The sequence below is a fragment of the Roseinatronobacter sp. genome, assembly GCF_051859525.1.
In the GTDB taxonomy this organism is placed as follows: domain Bacteria; phylum Pseudomonadota; class Alphaproteobacteria; order Rhodobacterales; family Rhodobacteraceae; genus Roseinatronobacter.
This window is the reverse complement of sequence record NZ_JBHYFM010000033.1, coordinates 1-20,865: the sequence shown is the minus strand read 5'-3', so window position 1 is coordinate 20,865 and position 20,865 is coordinate 1. Positions and strand designations below refer to the sequence as shown.

At 59.7% G+C, this 20,865-nt stretch carries 22 protein-coding genes and 1 pseudogene; 8 read left to right on the top strand and 15 right to left on the bottom strand.

From position 1 onward, the window contains the following. Positions 1 to 70 precede the first annotated feature (70 nt). The 5 genes from ACTIE1_RS15815 to ACTIE1_RS15795 all read left to right on the top strand — a co-directional run bounded on the left by ACTIE1_RS15815 (position 71) and on the right by ACTIE1_RS15795 (position 3,567). The gene (locus ACTIE1_RS15815; RefSeq protein WP_439559828.1) at positions 71 to 628 is read left to right on the top strand and encodes a NifU family protein; all 558 of its coding nucleotides are present in this window, start codon (positions 71 to 73) and stop codon (positions 626 to 628) included. After that, positions 618 to 1,265 carry a tRNA (adenosine(37)-N6)-threonylcarbamoyltransferase complex dimerization subunit type 1 TsaB gene (tsaB, locus tag ACTIE1_RS15810; protein WP_439559827.1) on the top strand — a complete coding sequence of 216 codons (648 nt, stop codon included), beginning with the start codon at positions 618 to 620 and terminating at the stop codon, positions 1,263 to 1,265. The genes ACTIE1_RS15815 and tsaB overlap by 11 nt, the downstream gene beginning before the upstream one ends. Further along, on the top strand, positions 1,262 to 1,717 hold the full coding sequence (gene rimI / locus ACTIE1_RS15805) for a ribosomal protein S18-alanine N-acetyltransferase (RefSeq protein ID WP_439559826.1): 456 nt from the start codon (positions 1,262 to 1,264) through the stop codon (positions 1,715 to 1,717). Before tsaB ends, rimI begins: the two co-directional genes overlap by 4 nt. A gap of 168 nt (positions 1,718 to 1,885) precedes the next feature. Continuing rightward, positions 1,886 to 2,806: a sulfite exporter TauE/SafE family protein gene (locus ACTIE1_RS15800; RefSeq protein ID WP_439559825.1), complete on the top strand. Its 921-nt coding sequence runs from the start codon at positions 1,886 to 1,888 to the stop codon at positions 2,804 to 2,806. Next, complete coding sequence (locus ACTIE1_RS15795) at positions 2,806 to 3,567, top strand: TIGR02186 family protein (RefSeq protein WP_439559824.1); 762 nt, start codon at positions 2,806 to 2,808, stop codon at positions 3,565 to 3,567. The genes ACTIE1_RS15800 and ACTIE1_RS15795 overlap by 1 nt, the downstream gene beginning before the upstream one ends. A gap of 28 nt (positions 3,568 to 3,595) precedes the next feature. Here the strand turns inward: ACTIE1_RS15795 and ACTIE1_RS15790 are convergent, their stop codons facing one another. From ACTIE1_RS15790 to rimO, 7 genes are all read right to left on the bottom strand, one after another. Further along, a complete protein-coding gene (locus ACTIE1_RS15790) occupies positions 3,596 to 3,832 on the bottom strand; it encodes an Lrp/AsnC ligand binding domain-containing protein (protein ID WP_439559823.1) in 237 nt (78 codons plus the stop codon). 191 nt (positions 3,833 to 4,023) lie between these two features. Then, the gene (locus ACTIE1_RS15785; RefSeq protein ID WP_439559822.1) at positions 4,024 to 5,550 is read right to left on the bottom strand and encodes an ATP-dependent DNA helicase; all 1,527 of its coding nucleotides are present in this window, start codon (positions 5,548 to 5,550) and stop codon (positions 4,024 to 4,026) included. A gap of 104 nt (positions 5,551 to 5,654) precedes the next feature. Next, positions 5,655 to 5,822, bottom strand: a complete 168-nt coding sequence (locus ACTIE1_RS15780) for a hypothetical protein (protein ID WP_439559821.1) — start codon at positions 5,820 to 5,822, stop codon at positions 5,655 to 5,657. Positions 5,823 to 5,972: 150 nt separating this feature from the next. Beyond that, positions 5,973 to 7,265, bottom strand: coding sequence for a crotonyl-CoA carboxylase/reductase (ccrA, locus tag ACTIE1_RS15775; RefSeq protein ID WP_439559820.1), 1,293 nt, complete (start codon positions 7,263 to 7,265; stop codon positions 5,973 to 5,975). A 131-nt stretch (positions 7,266 to 7,396) separates the two neighbouring features. Beyond that, positions 7,397 to 8,836 carry a 1-acyl-sn-glycerol-3-phosphate acyltransferase gene (locus ACTIE1_RS15770; RefSeq protein ID WP_439559819.1) on the bottom strand — a complete coding sequence of 480 codons (1,440 nt, stop codon included), beginning with the start codon at positions 8,834 to 8,836 and terminating at the stop codon, positions 7,397 to 7,399. A gap of 119 nt (positions 8,837 to 8,955) precedes the next feature. Continuing rightward, a complete protein-coding gene (ndk, locus tag ACTIE1_RS15765; RefSeq protein WP_439559818.1) occupies positions 8,956 to 9,378 on the bottom strand; it encodes a nucleoside-diphosphate kinase in 423 nt (140 codons plus the stop codon). A gap of 89 nt (positions 9,379 to 9,467) precedes the next feature. Beyond that, positions 9,468 to 10,862, bottom strand: a complete 1,395-nt coding sequence (gene rimO, locus ACTIE1_RS15760; protein ID WP_439559817.1) for a 30S ribosomal protein S12 methylthiotransferase RimO — start codon at positions 10,860 to 10,862, stop codon at positions 9,468 to 9,470. Positions 10,863 to 11,024: 162 nt separating this feature from the next. Between rimO and ACTIE1_RS15755 the strand changes: the two genes are divergently transcribed. From ACTIE1_RS15755 to ACTIE1_RS15745, 3 genes are all read left to right on the top strand, one after another. Beyond that, on the top strand, positions 11,025 to 11,297 hold the full coding sequence (locus ACTIE1_RS15755; protein ID WP_439559816.1) for an I78 family peptidase inhibitor: 273 nt from the start codon (positions 11,025 to 11,027) through the stop codon (positions 11,295 to 11,297). A 125-nt stretch (positions 11,298 to 11,422) separates the two neighbouring features. Further along, positions 11,423 to 12,466 carry an aldo/keto reductase gene (locus ACTIE1_RS15750; RefSeq protein ID WP_439559815.1) on the top strand — a complete coding sequence of 348 codons (1,044 nt, stop codon included), beginning with the start codon at positions 11,423 to 11,425 and terminating at the stop codon, positions 12,464 to 12,466. 76 nt (positions 12,467 to 12,542) lie between these two features. Beyond that, positions 12,543 to 13,244 (top strand): HAD family hydrolase, encoded by a 702-nt coding sequence (locus ACTIE1_RS15745; RefSeq protein ID WP_439559814.1) that lies wholly within the window; start codon positions 12,543 to 12,545, stop codon positions 13,242 to 13,244. Between the two features lie 35 nt (positions 13,245 to 13,279). Here the strand turns inward: ACTIE1_RS15745 and dtd are convergent, their stop codons facing one another. The 8 genes and pseudogenes from dtd to ACTIE1_RS15705 form a co-directional block, all read right to left on the bottom strand. After that, positions 13,280 to 13,723, bottom strand: a complete 444-nt coding sequence (gene dtd / locus ACTIE1_RS15740; protein ID WP_439559813.1) for a D-aminoacyl-tRNA deacylase — start codon at positions 13,721 to 13,723, stop codon at positions 13,280 to 13,282. After that, complete coding sequence (locus ACTIE1_RS15735; RefSeq protein WP_439559812.1) at positions 13,723 to 14,640, bottom strand: carbohydrate kinase family protein; 918 nt, start codon at positions 14,638 to 14,640, stop codon at positions 13,723 to 13,725. The genes dtd and ACTIE1_RS15735 overlap by 1 nt, the downstream gene beginning before the upstream one ends. Positions 14,641 to 14,654: 14 nt before the next feature. Next, positions 14,655 to 15,746 (bottom strand): primosomal protein N' (replication factor Y) - superfamily II helicase, encoded by a 1,092-nt coding sequence (locus ACTIE1_RS15730; RefSeq protein WP_439559811.1) that lies wholly within the window; start codon positions 15,744 to 15,746, stop codon positions 14,655 to 14,657. Between the two features lie 89 nt (positions 15,747 to 15,835). Then, positions 15,836 to 16,963, bottom strand: coding sequence for an SPFH domain-containing protein (locus ACTIE1_RS15725; protein WP_439559810.1), 1,128 nt, complete (start codon positions 16,961 to 16,963; stop codon positions 15,836 to 15,838). 42 nt (positions 16,964 to 17,005) lie between these two features. Next, positions 17,006 to 18,010 (bottom strand): DUF2927 domain-containing protein, encoded by a 1,005-nt coding sequence (locus ACTIE1_RS15720; RefSeq protein ID WP_439559809.1) that lies wholly within the window; start codon positions 18,008 to 18,010, stop codon positions 17,006 to 17,008. A gap of 3 nt (positions 18,011 to 18,013) precedes the next feature. Then, positions 18,014 to 19,192, bottom strand: coding sequence for a toxic anion resistance protein (locus ACTIE1_RS15715; protein ID WP_439559808.1), 1,179 nt, complete (start codon positions 19,190 to 19,192; stop codon positions 18,014 to 18,016). Between the two features lie 39 nt (positions 19,193 to 19,231). Beyond that, the gene (locus ACTIE1_RS15710; RefSeq protein WP_439559807.1) at positions 19,232 to 20,095 is read right to left on the bottom strand and encodes a 5-bromo-4-chloroindolyl phosphate hydrolysis family protein; all 864 of its coding nucleotides are present in this window, start codon (positions 20,093 to 20,095) and stop codon (positions 19,232 to 19,234) included. A gap of 195 nt (positions 20,096 to 20,290) precedes the next feature. Next, positions 20,291 to 20,865 (bottom strand): annotated as a pseudogene (locus ACTIE1_RS15705) (pseudouridine synthase); the annotation flags it as partial.

The following is a 20,865-nucleotide window of genomic DNA, read 5'->3' as shown; positions in this document are numbered from 1 at the left end:
GTCCCGATGCGTGCCTTGACACAGCACAGGGCAGGGCGCATATCCCTTGTAAATACAGGAGTGCCGCGCAATGTTTATCCAGACTGAATCCACCCCGAACCCTGCCACGCTGAAATTTCTGCCCGGTCAGGATGTGCTGGGCATGGGAACGGCAGATTTTCCAAGTGCCGACACAGCCGGTTCTTCCCCGCTTGCCAGCCGTCTGTTCGGGGTTGGCGGGGTCACGGGCGTATTTCTGGGATCGGATTTCGTGACCGTCACCAAGGCTGATGATGTTGACTGGCAACATATCAAGCCAGAGGTTCTGGGCGCGATCATGGAGCACTTCCAGTCGGGTGCCGCTGTCATGGAAGGCGATGCAGGCACAGGCCATGTGGCGCATGACGGGCCGGATTCGGAAATTGTAAACCAGATCAAGGAATTGCTGGACACCCGCGTACGTCCCGCCGTTGCGCAGGACGGGGGCGACATTACCTTTCACGGGTTTGAACGCGGCGTTGTCTATCTGCACATGAAAGGGGCGTGCGCGGGTTGTCCGTCATCGACCCTGACGCTGAAAATGGGGATCGAGAACCTGCTGCGTCACTACATTCCCGAAGTGACAGAGGTGCGTCCGGTTGCCGTCTGACGCGCTGGTCCTTGGGTTTGACACATCGGCCGCGCATTGCGCGGCCGCTTTGGTGCAGGGCGACACGCTGCTTGCGCAGTTGCATAATGATATGGCACGCGGGCAGGCCGAAGCCCTGATGCCCCTGCTGGAACAGGTTCTGGCACAGGCTGGCAAGGGCTGGGGCGATCTTGATGGTCTGGCAGTCGGGGTCGGGCCGGGGAATTTTACCGGAATTCGCATTGCCGTTTCTGCCGCGCGCGGCCTGTCGCTGGGCCTGAATGTGCCGGCCATCGGGGTGTCTATATTCGACGCGCGCGCCGAAGGTCTGCCGCGCCCCCTTTGCGTGGTTGAAGATGCGCGCCGCGATGAGGTGTATGTGCAGGAATTCACCGCCGGTGCAGGCACGGCACAACTGCTGCCATTGCACGAATGCGCCGCCCTGACAGGCGGTCATGCGCTGACAGGAAGTGCTGCGACAGCGCTAGGCGCAATGACGCGCGCACAGGTTCTGGAGTCTCGTTTCACACTGGCCCACGCCATCGCGCGTGTCGGGCTGCGCAGGCTGGGGCAGGACAAGACGCGTCCCGCGCCCTTGTATATAAGACCGCCAGATGCAGCGCCGTCCGCACAGCCGCCGGTGGCGATTCTGCCATGACCGCGCCAGATGCGGCTGCGCTGGCGGGGGTGCATGCGCGTGCCTTCACGTTGCCCGCGCCGTGGTCAGATTCGCAGTTTCGGACCTATCTGACTGATCCCGCCTGTTTCGTTGAATGCCACCATGCACCCGACGGGACGCTGGCCGGTTTCGCGCTGTTTCGTGTCATCGCCGACGAGGCAGAGCTGTTGACCCTTGCGGTTGCGCCCGCGCAGCGCCGCAAGGGTGTGGCACAGATGATTTTACGCAATGGCTTGAACCGCCTTCGCGGGCGGGCGCAATGGTGCTTTCTTGAAGTGGCAAGCACCAATATCGCGGCGCGGGCATTGTATGAACGGGCCGGTTTTCTGCAGGTTGGATTGCGCAAGGGATATTACCGCGCTGCGCATCTGCAAGACGCTGTTGATGCGCTTGTGCTGCGGCTGGACCTGAACACAAGCGACGACGCCTAGCGTCCGCCTGCTGCGGATGTGGCCAGAAAGTTGCAAAATCTGTGTGAATGTTGTCGATTGCATGCGAATTAAGGCTGCCCCCTTGCCCTTAAACCTGCCGCTTGTCATTGTAAGGAATGACGGCAGGGCAGCGCCAGAATTCCTGCCCTTTTCAGGATCAGGGGCCCTATGCAGATTTATCTGCCCATCGCCGAAACATCGGTCAATGCCTTCACCTTGTTGGGGGTGGGCGGCGGTGTGGGCGTGTTGTCTGGCATGTTCGGTGTCGGCGGCGGGTTTCTGATTACGCCTTTGCTGTTTTTCATCGGTGTGCCGCCGGCCGTGGCTGTGGCCACTGGCGTGAATCAGGTTGTGGCATCGTCAATTTCGGGGGTTCTGGCCCATCTGAAACGCAAGACTGTCGATCTGCGTATGGGAACCGTTCTGCTGGTCGGGGGCTTGCTGGGGTCCATTATCGGCATCTGGTTTTTCAATCTGATGCAACGGCTGGGGCAACTCGATCTTATTGTGCAGCTGTCCTATGTCCTGTTTCTGGGGATCATCGGCGCATTGATGCTGCAAGAAAGCCTGCGTGCCTTGCGACGGTCCAAGAACCCGCATGCCCCGCGCCGGAAGCTTCATACCCATAACTGGGTGCATAACCTGCCATGGAAAATGAAGTTCCGGGCATCAGGCCTGTATATATCGGTCTTTCCGCCGCTACTGGTCGGTGTCGGTGTGGGGATTCTGGCCGCCATTATGGGGGTTGGCGGCGGGTTCATTCTGGTGCCTGCAATGATCTACCTGCTGGGCATGCCCACGAAGGTGGTGATCGGCACGTCCCTGTTTCAGGTTACCTTTGTCGCCGCATTTACCACCATGATGCACGCGCTGACCAATCATTCGGTTGATGTGATGCTGGCCGTGTTCCTGATTTTGGGCGGTGTCATCGGTGCGCAGATCGGAACCCGCATCGGGTTGCGGCTGAAGGCCGAGCAATTGCGCATATTGCTGGCGCTTCTGGTGCTGGCTGTTTGCGGCAAGATTGCGCTGGACCTGTTGCTGACCCCGTCCGAGTTGTATTCCATCACCATTCCGGGGCGGTTCTGATGCGTGGTGTCATGATCTTTCTGGTGGCAAGCATGCTGGCACTTTTGCCCGCGCGCGCCGAGGAGGTGATCGTCGGGCTAAGCCAGAACAGGGTCTCGTTGACGGTAAATTATGAAGGGTCCGAAATCCTGATTTTCGGCGCCGTGCGACGCGAATCCCCGCTTCCTGATGACAGCGATCTGGACATCATCGTCACGATCGAGGGGCCGCCCTTGCCTGCCGTGATCTGGCGCAAGGCCAGGCGTTTGGGCATATGGGTAAATACCGAAAGTCAGGAAGTGCGCGCCGCGCCCAGCTTCTATGCCGTTGCGGGCACCGCACCCTTGTCTGAAATCCTGTCTGCGGATGCGGACCTGACGCACCGGATTTCCACACGGCTTGCAATTTTCGAGGCCCGCGGCCCCGACCCGCGCGACGCTGCCGCCTTTACCGAGGCACTGATCCGCATACGACAGGGCGAACAACTATATCAGGAACTTGACAGCACCGTCGCACTGCAACGCGATACCTTGTTCAATACCCGCGTGACCCTGCCCAAAAATATTGTCGAGGGCACCTACACAGCGCGGATTTTCCTGTTGCGCGATGGGGAAGTCCTGAACGAGGGGGAAACCTTCATCGATGTGCAAAAGGCCGTGCTGGAACGCTGGCTGTACAACATGGCCTATGACCGGCCTGCACTATACGGGCTGATGGCGCTGGCGCTGGCTGTTTTCTTCGGGTGGGGCGCGTCTGCCCTGTTTCGGTTCATACGGAACTGAGGGCGCACCCCGCCCGCGCCGCGGCTGTTCAGAACGCCCTGAAGGTCATGGTGGTCATGGTGCGGTTGATGCCCGCAATATCAAACAGGCGTTCATTCAGAAAATGCCCGACATCTTCGTTCTCGGGGATATAGATCTTGGCAATCAGGTCATATTCACCGGATGTGGAATAGAGTTCGGACACCACTTCGCGGTCATAGATCGCATCGGCAACCTCGTAGGTTTTGCCGGGTTGGCAACGAAACTGGACAAAGACGCAGCGCATGGGCAATTCCTTCCGGATCAGGTCATAACTCGGCATTCAGGGGCGTTGCCCCTCTGGGCGCATAGGCGCCCATTCACCCCAGAGTATTTGTGGCAAGATGAAGATGAAAGTGGATTTTCGCAAGCATCAAGCGCGTTTATGCGTTTTGCAGCGCCATGGCCAGCGCTGGAGAGTTTCGTGGCGTGACGCACCTAGCCGTCGGTTTTCAATGCCAATGGTGCAGGGGCGGCACTGGCAAGGTCATCGGTGGACAATTCCCGCAACGGGCGCGCAAGACGGTTGCGAATGACCCAATGCAGGCGATGTTCGGCGCGCGTGATGGCAACATAGGCCAGACGTTTCCACAGCGGTATGCCTGCCTCTGTGCGGCCGGCGCGTGCGGCGGCGAAAAGATCGGGCGCGAAGACCTGCACATCACGCCATTGCGACCCTTGCGCCTTGTGGATGGTGACAGCCGCGCCGTGCACGAAAGCCGCGCCCATGGTGGCGGCAAAAGGGATGAAGGGTTCTTCGTCAATCTCGGTTTCGATCTTGATGATAGAGGCCACGGAGATCTGGGGTTCTTCTGCGCCGAATATGTGCAGCCGAGAGAAGCCGGGTTTGCGGCCGGGACCCAGATAGACGACCTGCGCGCCCTTGATCAGCCCGCGCGCTTCCAGATCGATGCGTTTCTTGCGGTGCTTCAGCGGCAGTTCCAGACCGTCACACATCAGCGGCTCGCCTGCGCGCAATTCCGTGTCGGGCGCATCATGGGCGCGACGGAAGGCATTGATCAGGCGCAGGCGGGTGGCGTTGCGCCACACCAGCACCGGCGAGCGCGCCATGAGGTCACTGTCGACGCGTTCGGCCAGATGCACGCGGCTGTCGTGTCGTGCTGCCGTTTCCACGCGGCGTTCAAATTCCTCGAACCCCAAGGCGGGATCGGCCAGCGCATGCGCGAGATCCAGAATAGGGTTGTCCTGCGCCTGCCGGTGAATGCGCGACAGATGCAGCCTTGCGGGCGCGGGCAGACGGTCAAAGACCATTTCCCCCGATTGCCCGACAGGGGCCAGCTGCGCGGGGTCGCCAAACAGGATCAGCGTTGAAAACAATTCCTTCAGGTCATCCAGCTGGCGCGCATCCAGCATCGAGCTTTCGTCGACGAAACCGATATCCAGCGGGTCATCGCGCCGCTTCCAGCCGGTTATGAAATCCGACCCGCGCAGGCCCGCCGCCGCCAATGCCCCCGGAATGGATTTTACCTGTTCATAAAACGCCTGCGCGCGGTCAAGGGCCGTGTCGGTCAACCCTTCGATATTCGGGCGCGGCAGGTTTCCTGCCAGCCATTCGGCAATCTTCTCATATTCGGGGTCGTAGACGGGTGTATACAGGATGCGGTGAATGGTTGTTGCGGGCACACCGCGACTGCGCAAAACAGAGGCGGCCTTGTTTGTCGGGGCAAGGACGGCAAGGCTGCGACGCTCCGCGCGCCGGCGGCTTTCATAATCGCCAGAGACGATTTCGACACCGGCATTGATCAGGGTGGTTGTCAGATTGGCCAGCAACATGGTTTTGCCCGACCCTGCCTTGCCGGTGATGGCAAGAACCGTATTTTCGGCCTCGGGGGCGGGCAGGCAGGTGCCCTCCACAAGATCCACCCCCGCTTTTTGTAGCGTGGTGGCGATCTGGTCCCAGGCTTCGGCCTGATCGTCGGAGAATTCTAGGGCGGGGACGGACATGATGCCTGTCTACAGCATGCCGCGTCGGAAATGGGAACCGTTTTCACAACGACAGCGACAAAAAAGTGAGGCATTTGTTCTGGCAGTGCGGAACTGTGTTCAGGTTACGTGTCATCGGCGGGTGGTTTGCGCGGCTGCCCTTCGAGCGAGGCGATTTCGACCAGCGCCACCAGCTTCGCGGTTTGCAAGGCTTCGGCAAGTTCGGGCAGATGGTTATGTGATGCATAGCGTTTCATGGCATCCAACTGTGTGACCAGCCAGTCATGGCGCATCCCGACCCCTCCGTTCCTTGGCAGGGCTATGCCCAAACCGGTTCAGTGCCAAGGATAGGGGGCAGGGGCTTACGAAAGCGTTGACAGCGCCATAGAAAACACCGCCCCGAAGCGGGGCGGCGCATTTTCGGTGCCGTGTCGGGGCGGATGTCAGGTCTTTGGACCTGCGGCCAACGCATCCTCGAATGTGCGCAGACCTGTGCGCGGGGCCTGAACCAGAACGGCCATATTCCCCGGCTTATGTTCATTGCGATACATTTTCGTATGCGCCTGCGGGATTTCCGCCCATGGGAACACTTCGGACATACACGGGTCAAGGCGGCGTTCAATCATCAGCTGGTTTGCCGCAGAGGCCTGTTTCAGATGGGCGAAATGCGACCCCTGAAGGCGCTTCTGGTGCATCCACATATAGCGCACGTCAAATGTGCAGTTAAACCCGCTGGTGCCCGCGCAAATGACCACCATACCGCCCTTTTTGACAACGAGCGTGGAGACGGGGAATGTTGCTTCGCCCGGATGTTCGAACACCATGTCAACATTCACGCCCTTGCCGGTAATGTCCCAGATGGCCTTGCCGAATTTGCGCGCTTCTTTCAGCCATTCGTTATATTCGGGCGTGTTGACGGTGGGCAATTGCCCCCAGCAGTTGAAATCCTTGCGATTGATCACGCCTTTTGCGCCCTGATCCAGCACAAACTGGCGTTTGCTTTCGTCCGAGATGACACCGATCGCATTCGCACCGGCGGTGTTGGCAAGCTGGATCGCATAAGACCCAAGGCCCCCCGATGCGCCCCAGACCAGCACGTTCTGGCCGGGCTTCAGATCATGGGGTTCATGGCCAAACAGCATGCGATAGGCGGTCGCCAGTGTCAGCGTATAGCAAGCCGCTTCCTCCCATGTCAGGTGTTTGGGACGGGGCATAAGCTGTTGGGCCTGAACATTGGTGAATTGTGCGAATGACCCGTCGGGGGTTTCATACCCCCAGATGCGCTGGCTTGGGCTGAACATGGGGTCGCCGCCGTTGCAATGCTCGTCATCGCCGTCATCCTGATTGCAATGGATGACCACTTCATCACCGACCTTCCAGCGTTTGACAGCCGAACCCACGGCCCAGACGATTCCCGATGCATCCGATCCGGCAATGTGAAACGGCGCCTTGTGCACATCAAAAGGCGAGATAGGCTGTCCCAGACCGGCCCAGATGCCGTTGTAATTGACCCCTGCCGCCATGACCAGAACCAGCACTTCATGGCTGTCGAGCGCTGGAATATCAACAACTTCGATCTGCATTGCTGTTTCGGGGTCGCCGTGACGTTCACGACGGATGGCCCACGCATACATTTGTTTGGGAACATATCCCAATGGGGGCATTTCCCCGATTTCATACAAATCTTTTTCGGGGGCGTCGTAATGCGCGATTCCGATATTTTGGTCCAGAGCCATGTGTGCCTCCATGTGAATGTATCGCGGGAAACCGCAGGACATGCCGCGCCGCAGAATTTCATGCGGCACTTGCAGCATGCATAAATTCCGCTACGCAACAATGCAACCCTAAATCATCTTATTTTGTAATTTTATGACTTAGGTGGTTTCGAGCGATCCGGCAGGTCCAGGCGCATGCTGGCGGCAGGTGCAATGCCATCCGGCGCGTCAAGGCGTTGCAGAACAGAGGCTGCATAGAAACTCAGGATATCGGTTTCCGCCGCGACCAGTGCCACATTTTCCCCGTTGCGCGTGATAACGCCGCGCAGCGCCAGAACGGACAGGCCTGTTTCAACCGCCTGTTCCAAATCGCCTTCGGGCAGGTGAACCCAGGCATTATGTTGTGACAATGCATCCAGAATGGTCCGGCAGGTCTGGGTCAGCCTGTCCTTGTCGCAAGGCTGGTCGCATCGCACCAAAGCGGCTGCCACCAAGGGCACGGGCAGCACCGGCACCGCCGCACGGATGCGCAGCATCAAGGATTCTGACAATGACTTTGTGCTGGGGTCGGGCGCGTGGTTCAGAAATTCACGCAATGACAGCGGTTCGCCATAACATACCGCCGCATAGCCAAACGGCTGGAACCGCCCGCGTGCCTTTTGCCACAGAACGCGCAGGATGAAGCCCAGAACAACCTTCGCGCGCACGGGAAAGCGGCGAATACCGTGCATTCCGGCGGTAATCAGGACGCGGTCTTCCAGCACCCTGTCATAGTTCAATGCGACCGGCACAAAGATCACATCGGCCGAATCATGCACGTTGAACCCGCGCACGATGTAATGCAAAAGCCCTTTCTTGGCCTTGCCCACACAGCCATTCAGGCTTAACCCGCCTTCGGGGAAAATGGCTTGGGTCGTGCCTTGCTGGATCGACATCTGGACATACCGCGCCAGTATCGCGCGATACAGGCTGTTGGAATACCGCCTGCGAATGAAATAGGCCCCCATCGCGCGGATCAGCGCCTTCAGCGGCCAGACGCGCGCCCATTCGCCGACTGCATAACTTAGCGCGGAATGGCTGGAGGCCAGCCATGTAATCAGCACATAGTCCATATTGGAGCGGTGGTTCATCACAAACACGACCGAGGCATTGCGATCAATCTGTTTCAGGGCCTTCGCCTCGCCGCCGCCAAGGCGCACATCATACAGCCCCTGCGACAGGCGTTGCGCGAGCTTGATTGCGAAGCCAAAATATGTGGCTGTCGAAAAGCCCGGCACGATTTCGCGCGCATAGGATTTGGCACGTTCAAAGGCCACATTGGGCGGCACATCAACCTGTCTTGCATAATCGCGCACCGCTTCCATGACTTTCGGGTCATAGATCAGGCGGGTGACCTGATCTTGCCTGCGCATGATCCGGAACGGTTCAATCGGGCGGGCAAGCCGCGTGTTCAGCTTGGCCACGGCCCGTTCCATGCGCCTGCGGAAAAACCAGCGCACCGATGGAAACAGGAAATGCGACGCGAAAGTGACCGCGGCAAAAGCAAGGACAAGAATCAGCAACCAGAAAGGAAGTTCAACCGTTTGGAACATGAAGATAATCTGTCAGGAAAGCGGCTTGCGGTAAATGCTGTTCACACAGCAAAAGGCCCCGGAAGTGGTCCGGGGCCATGCCATGTGACATTGTGTCCGAAGGACAGCAGGACCGGCTATCAGCCGACCAGTTCCAGACCGGAAAAGAAATAAGCGATCTCAATTGCCGCTGTTTCCGGCGCATCCGATCCGTGGACCGAGTTTTCGCCAACCGATTGCGCGAATTCGGCGCGGATGGTGCCGGGCGCCGCATCGGCGGGGTTGGTTGCGCCCATGACTTCGCGGTTCTTGGCAATGGCGCCTTCGCCTTCCAGAACCTGAACAACGACAGGTGCAGATGCCATGAATTCGCACAATTCGTCATAGAAGGGGCGTTCGGCATGGACTTCATAGAACTTGCCGGCCTGTGCCTTGGTCATATGAATGCGCTTCTGGGCAACGATGCGCAGACCGGCTTCCTCGAACTTGGCATTGATCTTGCCAGTCAGGTTGCGGGTGGTTGCATCGGGTTTGATGATGGAAAACGTGCGTTCCAGGGCCATGAGTAGTCTCCGTTTCAGAAATTCGGCAGAACGGCGGGTGCCGTCCGGTTCCGCCGCGCCATAGCATGCCCGAATGACAAGGAAAAGACTTAAGCCGTGATCTGTCCCCACAGGTCATATTCGCTGGCCTCATCGACGCGCACCGACACGATATCGCCGACCGCCAGCGCGGCTGTCCCTTCGTCAATGAACAGGTTGCCGTCAATTTCGGGGGCATCGGCCTTGGTGCGACAAGTGGCGATCCCGTCGGCGTCAATATCGTCCACGATGACATCCATCTGCTGCCCGACCTTGGCCGCCAGTTTGGCCGCAGAAATGGCCTGCGCTTTTTCCATGAAGCGGTCCCAGCGGTCTGCCTTCACATCGTCGGGGACATGGTCCGGCAGATCGTTTGATCGCGCGCCCTTGACGTTTTCGTATTGAAAACAGCCCACACGGTCCAGTTGCGCCTCGTCCAGCCAGTCCAGAAGGGTCTGGAATTCCTGTTCCGTCTCGCCGGGGTATCCGACAATGAAGGTGGATCGCAGGGTAATATCGGGGCAAATCCCGCGCCATTCGGCAATCCGGTCCAGCGTGCGTTCGGCATGGGCGGGCCGTGCCATGCGTTTCAATGTGTCGGGGTGCGCATGCTGGAACGGGATGTCCAGATAGGGCAGCACCAGCCCGTCCGCCATAAGCGGGATGATTTCGCGCACATGCGGGTAGGGATAGACATAATGCAGCCGCACCCACGCCCCCAGCGACCCCAGATCGCGCGCAAGATCCGTAATATGGGCGCGGTGGCCGCGGTCGGTGGCGTGTTTGATATCCACGCCGTAAGCGGATGTATCTTGTGAAATGACCAGCAATTCGCGCACACCTGCGGTGACCAGTTTCTCAGCCTCTCGAATAATCGCGTGGGCGGGGCGGCTGACCAGACGGCCGCGCATGTCGGGAATGATGCAGAACTTGCACTTGTGATTGCACCCTTCGGATATTTTAAGATAGCTGTAATGGCGCGGTGTCAGGCTGACACCCGATGCCGGCAACAGGTCGATAAACGGATCGGGGGCAGGGGGCACGGCACGGTGCACGGCGTCCAGCACCTGTTCATACTGGTGCGGGCCGGTCACCGCCATGACACGCGGGTGGGCACCGGTGATGAATTCGGGTTCCGCCCCCAGACAGCCGGTGACGATGACGCGGCCATTTTCAGACAGCGCCTCGCCAATGGCATCAAGGCTTTCGGCGCGCGCCGAATCCAGAAACCCGCATGTGTTGACAACCACTGCATCCGCACCGGCGTAATCGGGGCTGATGGCATAGCCTTCGGCACGCAACCGCGTCAGAATGCGTTCGCTGTCCACCAGCGCCTTGGGGCACCCAAGGCTGACCATGCCAATGGTCGGCTGGCCCGGACGCGCGGGCGCGTGCTGGCGTGTATGCGCTTGCGGGGCAAGATCGGGGCGCAGGTCGGGCGGGTTCAGGTTTGTGCGGTCACTCATGGCGGGGCATATAGCCTGTGCAACCGCATGCGGAAAGCCCTTATCTGCGGACCTTGCGGAACGGTTTCGGCAAGTTTCCTCCGATGGGGGAAAGGGTGGGGTGCATATTCCGAAAATCTACCCTAGCGTGTGGCCGGATGAATCAATTCAGAAGGTTCCTAAATGCGTCTTGCAGCCCCCACACTCGCCCTTGTCCTGTTGGCCGCCTGTCAGGCCGAACAACCCGAGTCCGCCCCCGATATGTCCGCAAATTGCGGAGCACAGGATCTGCAATCCCTGACAGGCCAGCCGCTGGCACAGTTTCAGGGCCATCCGGATGCGGAAGCGACCCGTATCATTGCACCGGGGATGGCCGTGACAATGGATTTCCGTCCTGACCGGCTGAATGTCGAACATGACGAGGATCTTGTTATCACACGCATCTATTGCGGTTAGGATTTCGGCACCTTTTTTATAATGCCCTTTTGCACGACACATAACTTTCACAGGTTAAGCGATTCTGCCCTGCCAATCGGTGAAATATTGTTTATGTTGCGCGGGAAACGAACAGCAAGGCAGGAATGATGCAAAAAGAACAGCTTGGCCGCAGTGGTCTGAATGTTTCGGGCTATTGTCTGGGGACAATGACCTTCGGCAATGAAACGGACGAAGCCGACGCCCACCGCCAGTTAGATATGGCGTGGGACCATGGAATAAACTTTCTGGATGCGGCGGAAATGTATCCGGTCAATCCGGTCGCATTTGAAACTGCGGGCCTGACCGAAGAAATCGTCGGGCGCTGGCTGGCCAGCCGCCGCCCTGCCGACGCGATTTTGGCCACCAAGATCACAGGCGCGGGCTCTGCCGCAGTGAAAGACGGCGCCGCCATCAGCGGACCGCGTCTGCGCGAAGTGGTCGAGGCTTCGCTGAAGCGGTTGCAAAGCGAGTGTATCGATATTTTCCAGTTGCACTGGCCAAATCGCGGATCTTATCATTTCCGCAAGGCATGGGAATTCGATCCGTCGGGCCAGAACCGTGCCGACACGGTTGCCCATATGACCGAAGTGCTGCAAATGGCACAAACCCTGATTGCTGAGGGCAAGATCAGGCATTTCGCCCTGTCGAATGAAACAGCGTGGGGAACAGCCACATGGTTGCGACTGGCCGAGGATGCGGGCCTTCCGCGTGTGGTTTCCATCCAGAATGAATATTCCATGCTGTGCCGGATGTTCGACCTTGATCTGGCTGAACTGTCCGTCAACGAGGATGTGCCGCTGCTGGCGTATTCGGCGTTGGGGGCAGGGCTTCTGACCGGCAAATATGCGGGCAATGTCACGCCCGAAAATACGCGGCGCGAACGTGCCCCCGAACTTGGCGGACGTATCACCCCGCGCGTGTTTGAAGCTGTGTCCGGTTATATGGCCATTGCCAATGAAACGGGGCTGGACCCTGTGCATCTGGCCTATCAATGGACCCGCACGCGGCCGTTTCAGTGCATCCCGATTGTGGGCGCACGCACAAGCGCGCAACTGGAGCATTTGCTGAACGGGGTCGATGTGTCACTGGACCCGCAGGTCTGCGCTGCCATTGACAAGGTGCACCGCGCAATCCCGATGCCGTTCTGATTTGAACACATCTGCATGAAACTATTCCCTGCGCCAAGCCGTTAGGCGCAGGGGGCCTTCGACCGATGGAACAGCAATGAAACTGACCGAGATTTCAGCGATACTGTTTGACAAGGACGGAACCTTGTTCGACTACAGCGCAAGCTGGGCGGACTGGGTGGACCACATTCTGCATGACCTGTCCAAGGGCAACAAGGCCCATGCCAATGCCATGGCGGCGACAATCATGTTTGACATGGACACACGCCGGTTCGACCCGTCATCGCCCGTGATTGCAGGCACGATTGACGATGCTGCCGAATTGCTGGGCGTGCACCTGCCACAGATATCGCATCGCGCACTGGTTGCCTATCTGGCCGAAACCTCGGCAGGGGCGGTGATGGTGCCGCCTGTCCCATTGGTTCCGTTGCTGTCGCGTTTCAGGGATCAGGGCCTGTTGATGGGTGTTGCAACGAATGACGGGGAAATGCCCGCGCGCGCACATCTGGAACATGCGGGTATTCTGGATTTCTTCACGCATGTTCTGGGCTATGACAGCGGCTTCATACCGAAACCGGACCCCGATATGCTGCTGGGATATGCAAGGCTTGCTGGAATTGCACCCGAAACTGTGGTCATGGTTGGCGACAGCACGCATGATCTGGTTGCGGGGCGCGCTGCCGGTATGCGCACCATCGGGGTGCTGACAGGACTGGCCACGCTTTCGGACCTTGCGCCCCATGCCGATACGGTGGTGCCTGATATTGGCCATCTGCCCGATATTCTCAGCGGGCCGTAACCAGTTCCCACACGCCGCATCTTGGCGCCGCGTGGTTATGCTTCGGTATCCAGCCAGATCGTGACAGGCCCGTCATTTAACAGATGAACCTGCATTTCCGCGCCAAACTGGCCGGTTTCAACCTGCACGCCCAGATTGCGCAGCGCATCGGCGAAATGCAGATACAGACGCTCGCCGTCCTCTGGTGGGGCGGCCGTCGAAAAACCCGGCCGGTTGCCACTGCGCGTGTCGGCCGCAAGGGTGAACTGGCTTACCACCAGCACGCTGCCGCCGGTATCCTTCAGCGCAAGGTTCATCTTGCCGCCATCATCGCGGAAAATGCGCATTTTATGGATTTTCGCGGCCAGCGCATCCGCCTGCGTGACGGTGTCCCCGCGCATGGCACAGACCAGAATCAACAGACCATGCCCGCACTGACCGCATGTCTGGCCCGCCACATCGACACGCGCATGTTGCACCCGCTGGATAAGCGCCCGCATCAGAGTTCATTCGCCCAAGGCGGGTTGGCACCGGCGCGTGACACAGTGACCGCAGCAACGCCTGCGGCGAATGTCAGCGCAGTTGTCAGGTCTTCGGCCGAAATCGCGGCAATGCCCGATTTGCTCAGCACACCGGATTGCCGCAAGGATGCAAGCACACCCGCATTGAATGTATCGCCAGCGCCGACCGTGTCGACCACCACCACGCGCCTTGACGGGGCATGAACCACGCCGCCCGCCCAGAACGCGCGTGCGCCCTTGGCCCCTTCGGTGATGATGACGATCTTCGGACCCTCGTTGCGCAGACGCCCGGCCAGTTCATCCACCGGACCGTCACCTTTCAACCAGTGCAAATCCTCATCCGAGAGTTTGACAATATCCGCCCGCGCGATCATTGCTTCCAGCCGCGCACGATAGGCGCCCTCGTCACGAATGAAATCAGGGCGGATATTGGGGTCCAGCATGACCACACGTTCGCCCGCGCGCGTGCACAGCGCCTCATACCCCGCGCCGCACGGGTCCCCCACCAAAGAAATGCCCCCAAAAAATAACGCGTCAACAGTGTCGGTTAACTCCGGCAACTCCGCGCGCGTCATGTCACGCAACGCCGTGCCCCTGTCATAGAAGGCATAGCGCGCCTGACCATCGACAAGCGTGACAAATGCAAGCGTGCACGGGCGGTCGACTGCGGGCGACAGGCTGTGATCCACGCCAGACGCCTCCAGTCCTGCGCGCAGTTGCACCCCGAACAGATCATCGGACAGCGGGCAGAAAAAACCGACCGGCGCCCCAAGCCGCCCCAAGGCAATGGCGGTGTTGAACACCGCGCCCCCGGCATATGGGGCAAACGCCGCTTCGCCTGCCGGTGTTTCACGCGGCAACATGTCGATCAGCGCCTCGCCACAACACAAGATCATTCTTTGTCCCTTCACTATCCGCCAAGTTCCGCGATGTAGAACGCAATCGCCAGAAGAACCAGCCCCGCAAGCACCGCGCCTGCGATCTTCGGCCACGACCAGGGCCGTTCCCCCTGCACGCGCCCTGTCTGGCCGTTCACGATGAACCGGTAGCTTTTGCCCCGATACCGATAGGCCGCCATCCATATGGGCAGCAGCAAATGCTTGAACCGTTCGTCATCATACGCGGTCGATACCGATGAGACCCGCTGTTCGTCCCCGCCAATATCGCGACAGATATCGGCATGGATCTGCTCGGCCATGCGTTCCTTGGCAATTTCGAACCCGTCGGGCAGCGCAACGCTATAGGCTTCGGCACGAAACCCCGACAGGTAATCTGCACTGTAAAGTTGCAGATCCGCCAGTGTCCATGGTTCCAGCCGCCGGATATTCGGGCGTGGCAACGACCTTGACGCCATCACCAGCAAGTCCAGAAACTGGCGCGATACCTGCCCCGAAGCCGCGCGCCAGCGGGTGCGCCTTTCGCGTCTGGTCTTGCCATTCGCCCCCCTGACAGTCACATAATAATATGTGCCGCGCTGGCCGCTATAGGTGCTGCGCGTCGCAACATCAAATGCCCAATAGGGCACATACAGCCCGTTCAGACGCCCCGTGCTGCGCGCGTATCGCGCCAGCGCCGACGGCGCGAACCACAGCCCGCCCAACCACGCCTTCATTCTGGCCTGCGCGTCGGCCTCACTCAGCTTGAATGGCAGGATTGCATGCGGCTTGATGTGACGGTTCGTGCCGGTATCGGCCACCACCGGGCTTGCGCAGAACGGGCATTCTGCGGAATGCACATTTTCTTCAAACTGCACATCTGCCCCGCAGGTATCGCAGTGCACAACGCGCGTTTCCTCCATTTCCGAGGGGGGCAAACTCTGGGCAACGGCTTCGTGGTAATCCAGTGATTGAAGGGCCGTGATCCGCGCCTCGTCGTCGATCTGCGGGATGTCCTGTTCATGCCCGCAATAGGCGCAGCTCAGCCGGGCCTGCCCGGGCATGAAGCGCAGCGATGCGCCGCATTGTTCACATGGAAAACGGTGTTCAGCCTGTTTTGTAGACATGCGATCTTCCAGCCAAGCGGTCCGAACTCAGGTGGCTCGCACCTTCATCTTGCCAAAAATACTCAATTAAAGCCGTGCACCTGTGCGGTTCAGCCGATGGGGGGCGGGGGCGGCGGGGGGGTGGCGGAAAAAATCGTGGCCAGCGCGGCTACTTCGCCCGCCTTCATCCAGCCCGATTGCCCTTCGGTCCAGACCAATGTGTCACGCGTGATCTGGCCTGCCAGTTCCGATTGTTTGAACGGGCCGCGGGTTTGCCCGTTCTCCGCGATATGCCACAGCGGCTCGGCGGCAGGGGGCGGCGGCGGGGGTGGGGGTGCTGCGGCAGGCGCTGCGGCTGGTGCCGTGGCAGGCTGGCCGCCCATGGCCTGGCCCATCGACTGCGCCATGCCCATGCCCATGCCCATTCCCATACCGGCACCAAGCCCGGCCCCCATGCCGCCATCACCGCCTTGGGCGGCATTCTGCATGGCCTGCGCGGCGGAAAACTGGGTGAACTTGTTCAGATCGCCCACAATGCCCATGCTGGTGCGCTGGTCCAGAACCTTTTCAACCTCGGGCGGCAGCGAGATATTCTCAATATACAGTTCGGGCATTTCCAGCCCGTATTCTGCCAGCGTTGGTGCAATGGCGGTCCCCACCACGTCCGACAGGTCCTTGGTGTTGGCCGCCATATCCAGCGCCGGAATTCCGCTTGCCGCCAGAACCCTGCTGACCTTTTGCACAACGATATTGCGGATCTGGCCTGCGATCTTCTCTTGGGTGAAATCGCCATCAGTGCCCACGATTTCACGCATGAACGCAACCGGATCGGTCACGCGAACAGCGTAGGACCCGAAGGCCCGCAGGCGCAACGGCCCGAATTCCGGATCCCGCAGCATGATCGGGTTCTGCGTGCCCCATTTCAGACCGGCGAAGCGGCGGGTATTGATAAAATAAATCTCGGATTTGAAGGGCGAATTGAACCCGTGATCCCAATGTTGCAATGCCGTCATCAGCGGCATGTTGTTGGTTTCAAGCATATACATGCCGGGATCGAATACGTCTGCCAGCTGGCCTTCATGCACGAAAACCGCCCGCTGCCCTTCGCGCACCGTCAGCTTCGCGCCATACATGATGGAGTTTCCGTAGCGTTCAAAACGGTAGACCATCGTATTTCGGGTGTCATCGGTCCATTCGATAACGTCGATGAACTGACCTTTTAGGAAGCTGAATACCATGACGGAACCTTCGGGCTGATCGGTGAATTTATGGGGCTGTGTCTAGCTTTCGCCGCCCATCATCTCGGATGCGATGCGGCGGATGATGGGGCGCGCTTCGGATTCGCGGATGCCCGGACGCAGGCGCGGATCATACAACACCCGTAGCAAATATTCGTCCAGTCCTGTCAGGACCGCAAATTCCGCGGCATCATTGAACAGTGACGGTCGTGCGCGTGGGCTGTCATTCGGCAGGCCCATGCCCTGGGCCAGTTCCTCATAATAGCATGCGCTGCGCGACAGGTCGGGCAATTCCGCGCGAATAATCGCAACCGCATCGGTATAGGTGTCTGTCCCGCTGCGCGAAAAGGCGAGAACCACACAGGACACACTCAGGGGCAGGTTGGTCACCACGTCTTGTGTGGGCCGGTCGATACCCGGTATCAGGCGGCGCAACTGCGGGCCGATGGCGCGGCGCTCGTCCTCGTCCAGCACCAGAACATGAAAATTGGCAGACCCCTGGGTGAGGCTGACCGGATGCCCGGTCAAATTTCCAAGACGCGCCGCGAACCGGGCTACAAGCTGTGTGTCGGCCTGTTGCATCGCTTCGGGGACCGAGTCCCCGAAATGCAGCCGCATGCGGACGGGGGCGCGCCAGCGCCGCAAGGGGGCAGGGGTCTTCTGCTCGATCAGGCGGTTGCCGACGAATGTGTATTCGTCATGAAGCGCAACCCTGACAAATGTATCTTCCAGTTCCCGCGCACCGAATGGCAAATCAGCGGGTCGTGGATTGGTGCGCAACAAACCGTTGGCCAGCCGGCGGTTTTCCACCCGTTGAAAATGCGCCGCTATCGCAGAGGATGCGCGCGCAGGTGTTTCGATTTCCGTTGCAGGGGCGGCTGTGTCGGGCGCGGGGGCCTGCGCGGGCGCACCAGATTGCGCAGGGGTTTGCACCCCCGCAAATTCCGTACAGGCGGCAAGCAGGACACATATGGACAAGGCAGCAAACCGCGCCTGTATGGCGCGGCCGCAGCGTTGTGACGGGGGCAGGTCATGTGTCCGGGGCATTTACTACACTTTCTGCGGGTCGGTTGTGTCAGCGTCGCGTGCACGCGCAGATGACAGGGAATTGCGCAGATCCGCTTCCATGCGGGTCAGGTCTTCCTCTGCGGCGGCACGCTTGGCGCGTCCTTCATCCGCAATCTGCAAGCTGTCCTCGATTGTGGCGATCAGGGTTTCATTTGCATGCCGGATCGCATCAATGTCAAACACGCCGCGTTCGATTTCCTGACGCACTTCGCGGTTGGCCTCTCGCAGGGTATCCGCGTTCGAGGTCAGCAATTCATTGGTCAGGTCATTGGCCGCGCGCACAGCCTGTGCCGCCTCGCGAGAGCGCTGGATCGTCAGCGCCTGCGCCAGTTGCGTTTCCCAAAGGGGCACAGTGTTGACCAGTGTGGAGTTGATCTTGGTCACAAGGCTTTTGTCATTTTCCTGCACCAGCCGGATGGATGGCAGCGATTGCATCGTCACCTGACGTGTCAGCTTCAGGTCGTGCACGCGGCGTTCCAGATCATCGCGCGCCGCACGAATGTCACGCAATTCCTGCGCTTTCAACACTTTGTCGTTTTCATCCGCGCCGGCAACCTCGGCTTCCTTGGCCGGAATATCCTTTGCGTCAAGCTCTTTCAGCTTGGCCTCTCCGGCGGCAATATACAGCGCCAGTTCATGATAGAATTCCAGCGTCTTTTCATACAGCTTGTCCAGCGCCTTGATGTCTTTCAACAAGGTGGTCTCATGGTTCAGCAAATTGCCGGTTATCCGGTCGATCTGCGACTGCACGGTGTTATAGCGTTCCTGAAACTTGGCCAATGGCGCGGCCTTGCCGGTCAGGCGTTCCCACCAGCTGCGCTGGCGGCGGGTGTCCAGTTCACTGACCGAGAACCCGCGCAATGTGGTCACCATTTCGCGCAACCCGTCCCCCGCCGGCCCCAGATCCTTGTTTTTCACATCGGCCAGCATGGACTGGCTGATTTGCTGAAGGTCCATCTGCGCCCGCGACCCGAAGCCGATGATCGTGCTGGTTGATCCCATGTCAATCTCGGACATGCGGGTCTGAATCTCGGCAGCCTCCGGCGCATTGGCCCCTTCAATCGTGGGCATCTCTGTCGCCGGATCTGCCAGAGGCATGGCCACCACAGCGTCTATTTCTTTGCTCAGGCTTTCAGCCCCTTGACGGATCTCGTCTGACATTGCGGTGTTCCTCTTACCCTGAATGAACCAACAAAATATTTACTCTGCGCGCAGGCCTTCGCGTTCCAGCCTCTCGCGTAACACTTCTATCTCGATCTCCAGATCAGTGCGATCATTTTCCAGCAGCGCTTCACGGCGTAGCGCGAAACGGCTTTCCAGATCATCCAGCAGCGCCGCATAGTTAACGCGCGCTTGCTGATCGCGGTTCCGCGCGTACAGATCGGCGAATTTGACCGTCGCATCGCGCGCACCGACCAGATACACCCCAAGATACCGCTGCGCCGCATTCAGGCGTCTGGGGTCGTTCTCGACAGCGCGGAACAACTGCCGGATTGTCGCGCCAAAACTCTCGACCCTGCTGGCCAGCGCGCGGTCGCCGCTGCGTTTGATGGCGTCTTGCATGGCAGACAGGTGGGTTTCCGCTTCCTCAACCGCGCGTGTGACGCGGTCGGTCTGGAAGGTATCGATCCCTTCCATGCCCTTATCTGCCAGTGGGTCCGGCCCGAAAGCGCCGAAATGCAGCGCGGCCCCCAAAATGCCGAAAATAACCGCGCCACCCAGGCCGCCGGACAACCCTGCCAATGCCAGCCCGCCGCCCGTCAGGACCGATGCGAATATCTTGCGCGGAATGGCGGGCCTGCGTGCGATCTTGCGCGCCTCATAGGCCGCTTGTGCAAGAACGCCATCACGCGTCAGCCACGCCGCCAGCATCAGCACCGCGAATGCACCAAGGTTCAGCGCCAGCCCGACCGGATCATTGAAAAACGCGCGGATGGCAAAAATGAACGGCACCACAAACAGCAGATTGACCCGCGCGCCCACCGGATGCGGGCGGGCTGGCGCAGGTCCACCGGGGCGCGGGTCAGCATTGGGGCTGAAACGTCCACCAAACCGCTGGGTCATGTTCTAGCCCCCCATAATGGCGACATACACGATCAAGGCCAGAAGCAGCCCGTAGGATGTCTTTTGTAATCCCGTCGTCATCTGATCCCCGATATAGAAGCCGAACAAGACTAAAATATAAAAGCTGGCAAGCCAGATTGAAAGGATGGATTGCCAACCGCGCCGCAGATAGGCGAAATCTCCGGCTTTTGTGCCTTAGCGCTTTGAATTCGGCGGGCGGGCAGATCCTGCGGGTCCAGGCTTGGCAGGCGCATTGGGGCGGGCGGTGGCCGAGCGGGGGGCGCTGTTGGGGCGTGGCGGGCGCGGCCCTGTCTGTGTTCCGGTCAGATCAGGCTTCGGGGGGCGTTTGCCCCGTGACTGTTGCCCCTGCGGCTTCTGGCCCTGTGGCTTCAGGCCATGCGGCTTCTGAGCTTGTGACTTTCGCCCCGCGGCTTTTGGTCCGGACGGTTTCGGTCCTGCCGGTCGCGCCGTTCTGCCTTTTGCGACAAACTCCTCCTGCGGGGCCGCCTCGCCAAGTTGTTCGCGCAACACGCGCGATTTCACTTCACTCACTGCGCCTTTGGCCAGTTGCCCCAGCTGGAACGGGCCATAACTGATACGGATCAGCCGGTTCACACTCAGCCCGACATGATCCATGGCGCGGCGAATTTCACGGTTCCTGCCTTCGCGAATGCCGATGGTCAGCCACGCATTGTAACTATGATGGCGGTCTATATTGACATTCTTGGGGTGGAACTGGTCGCCCTCTTTCTTCACTCGGTCGCGCAAGG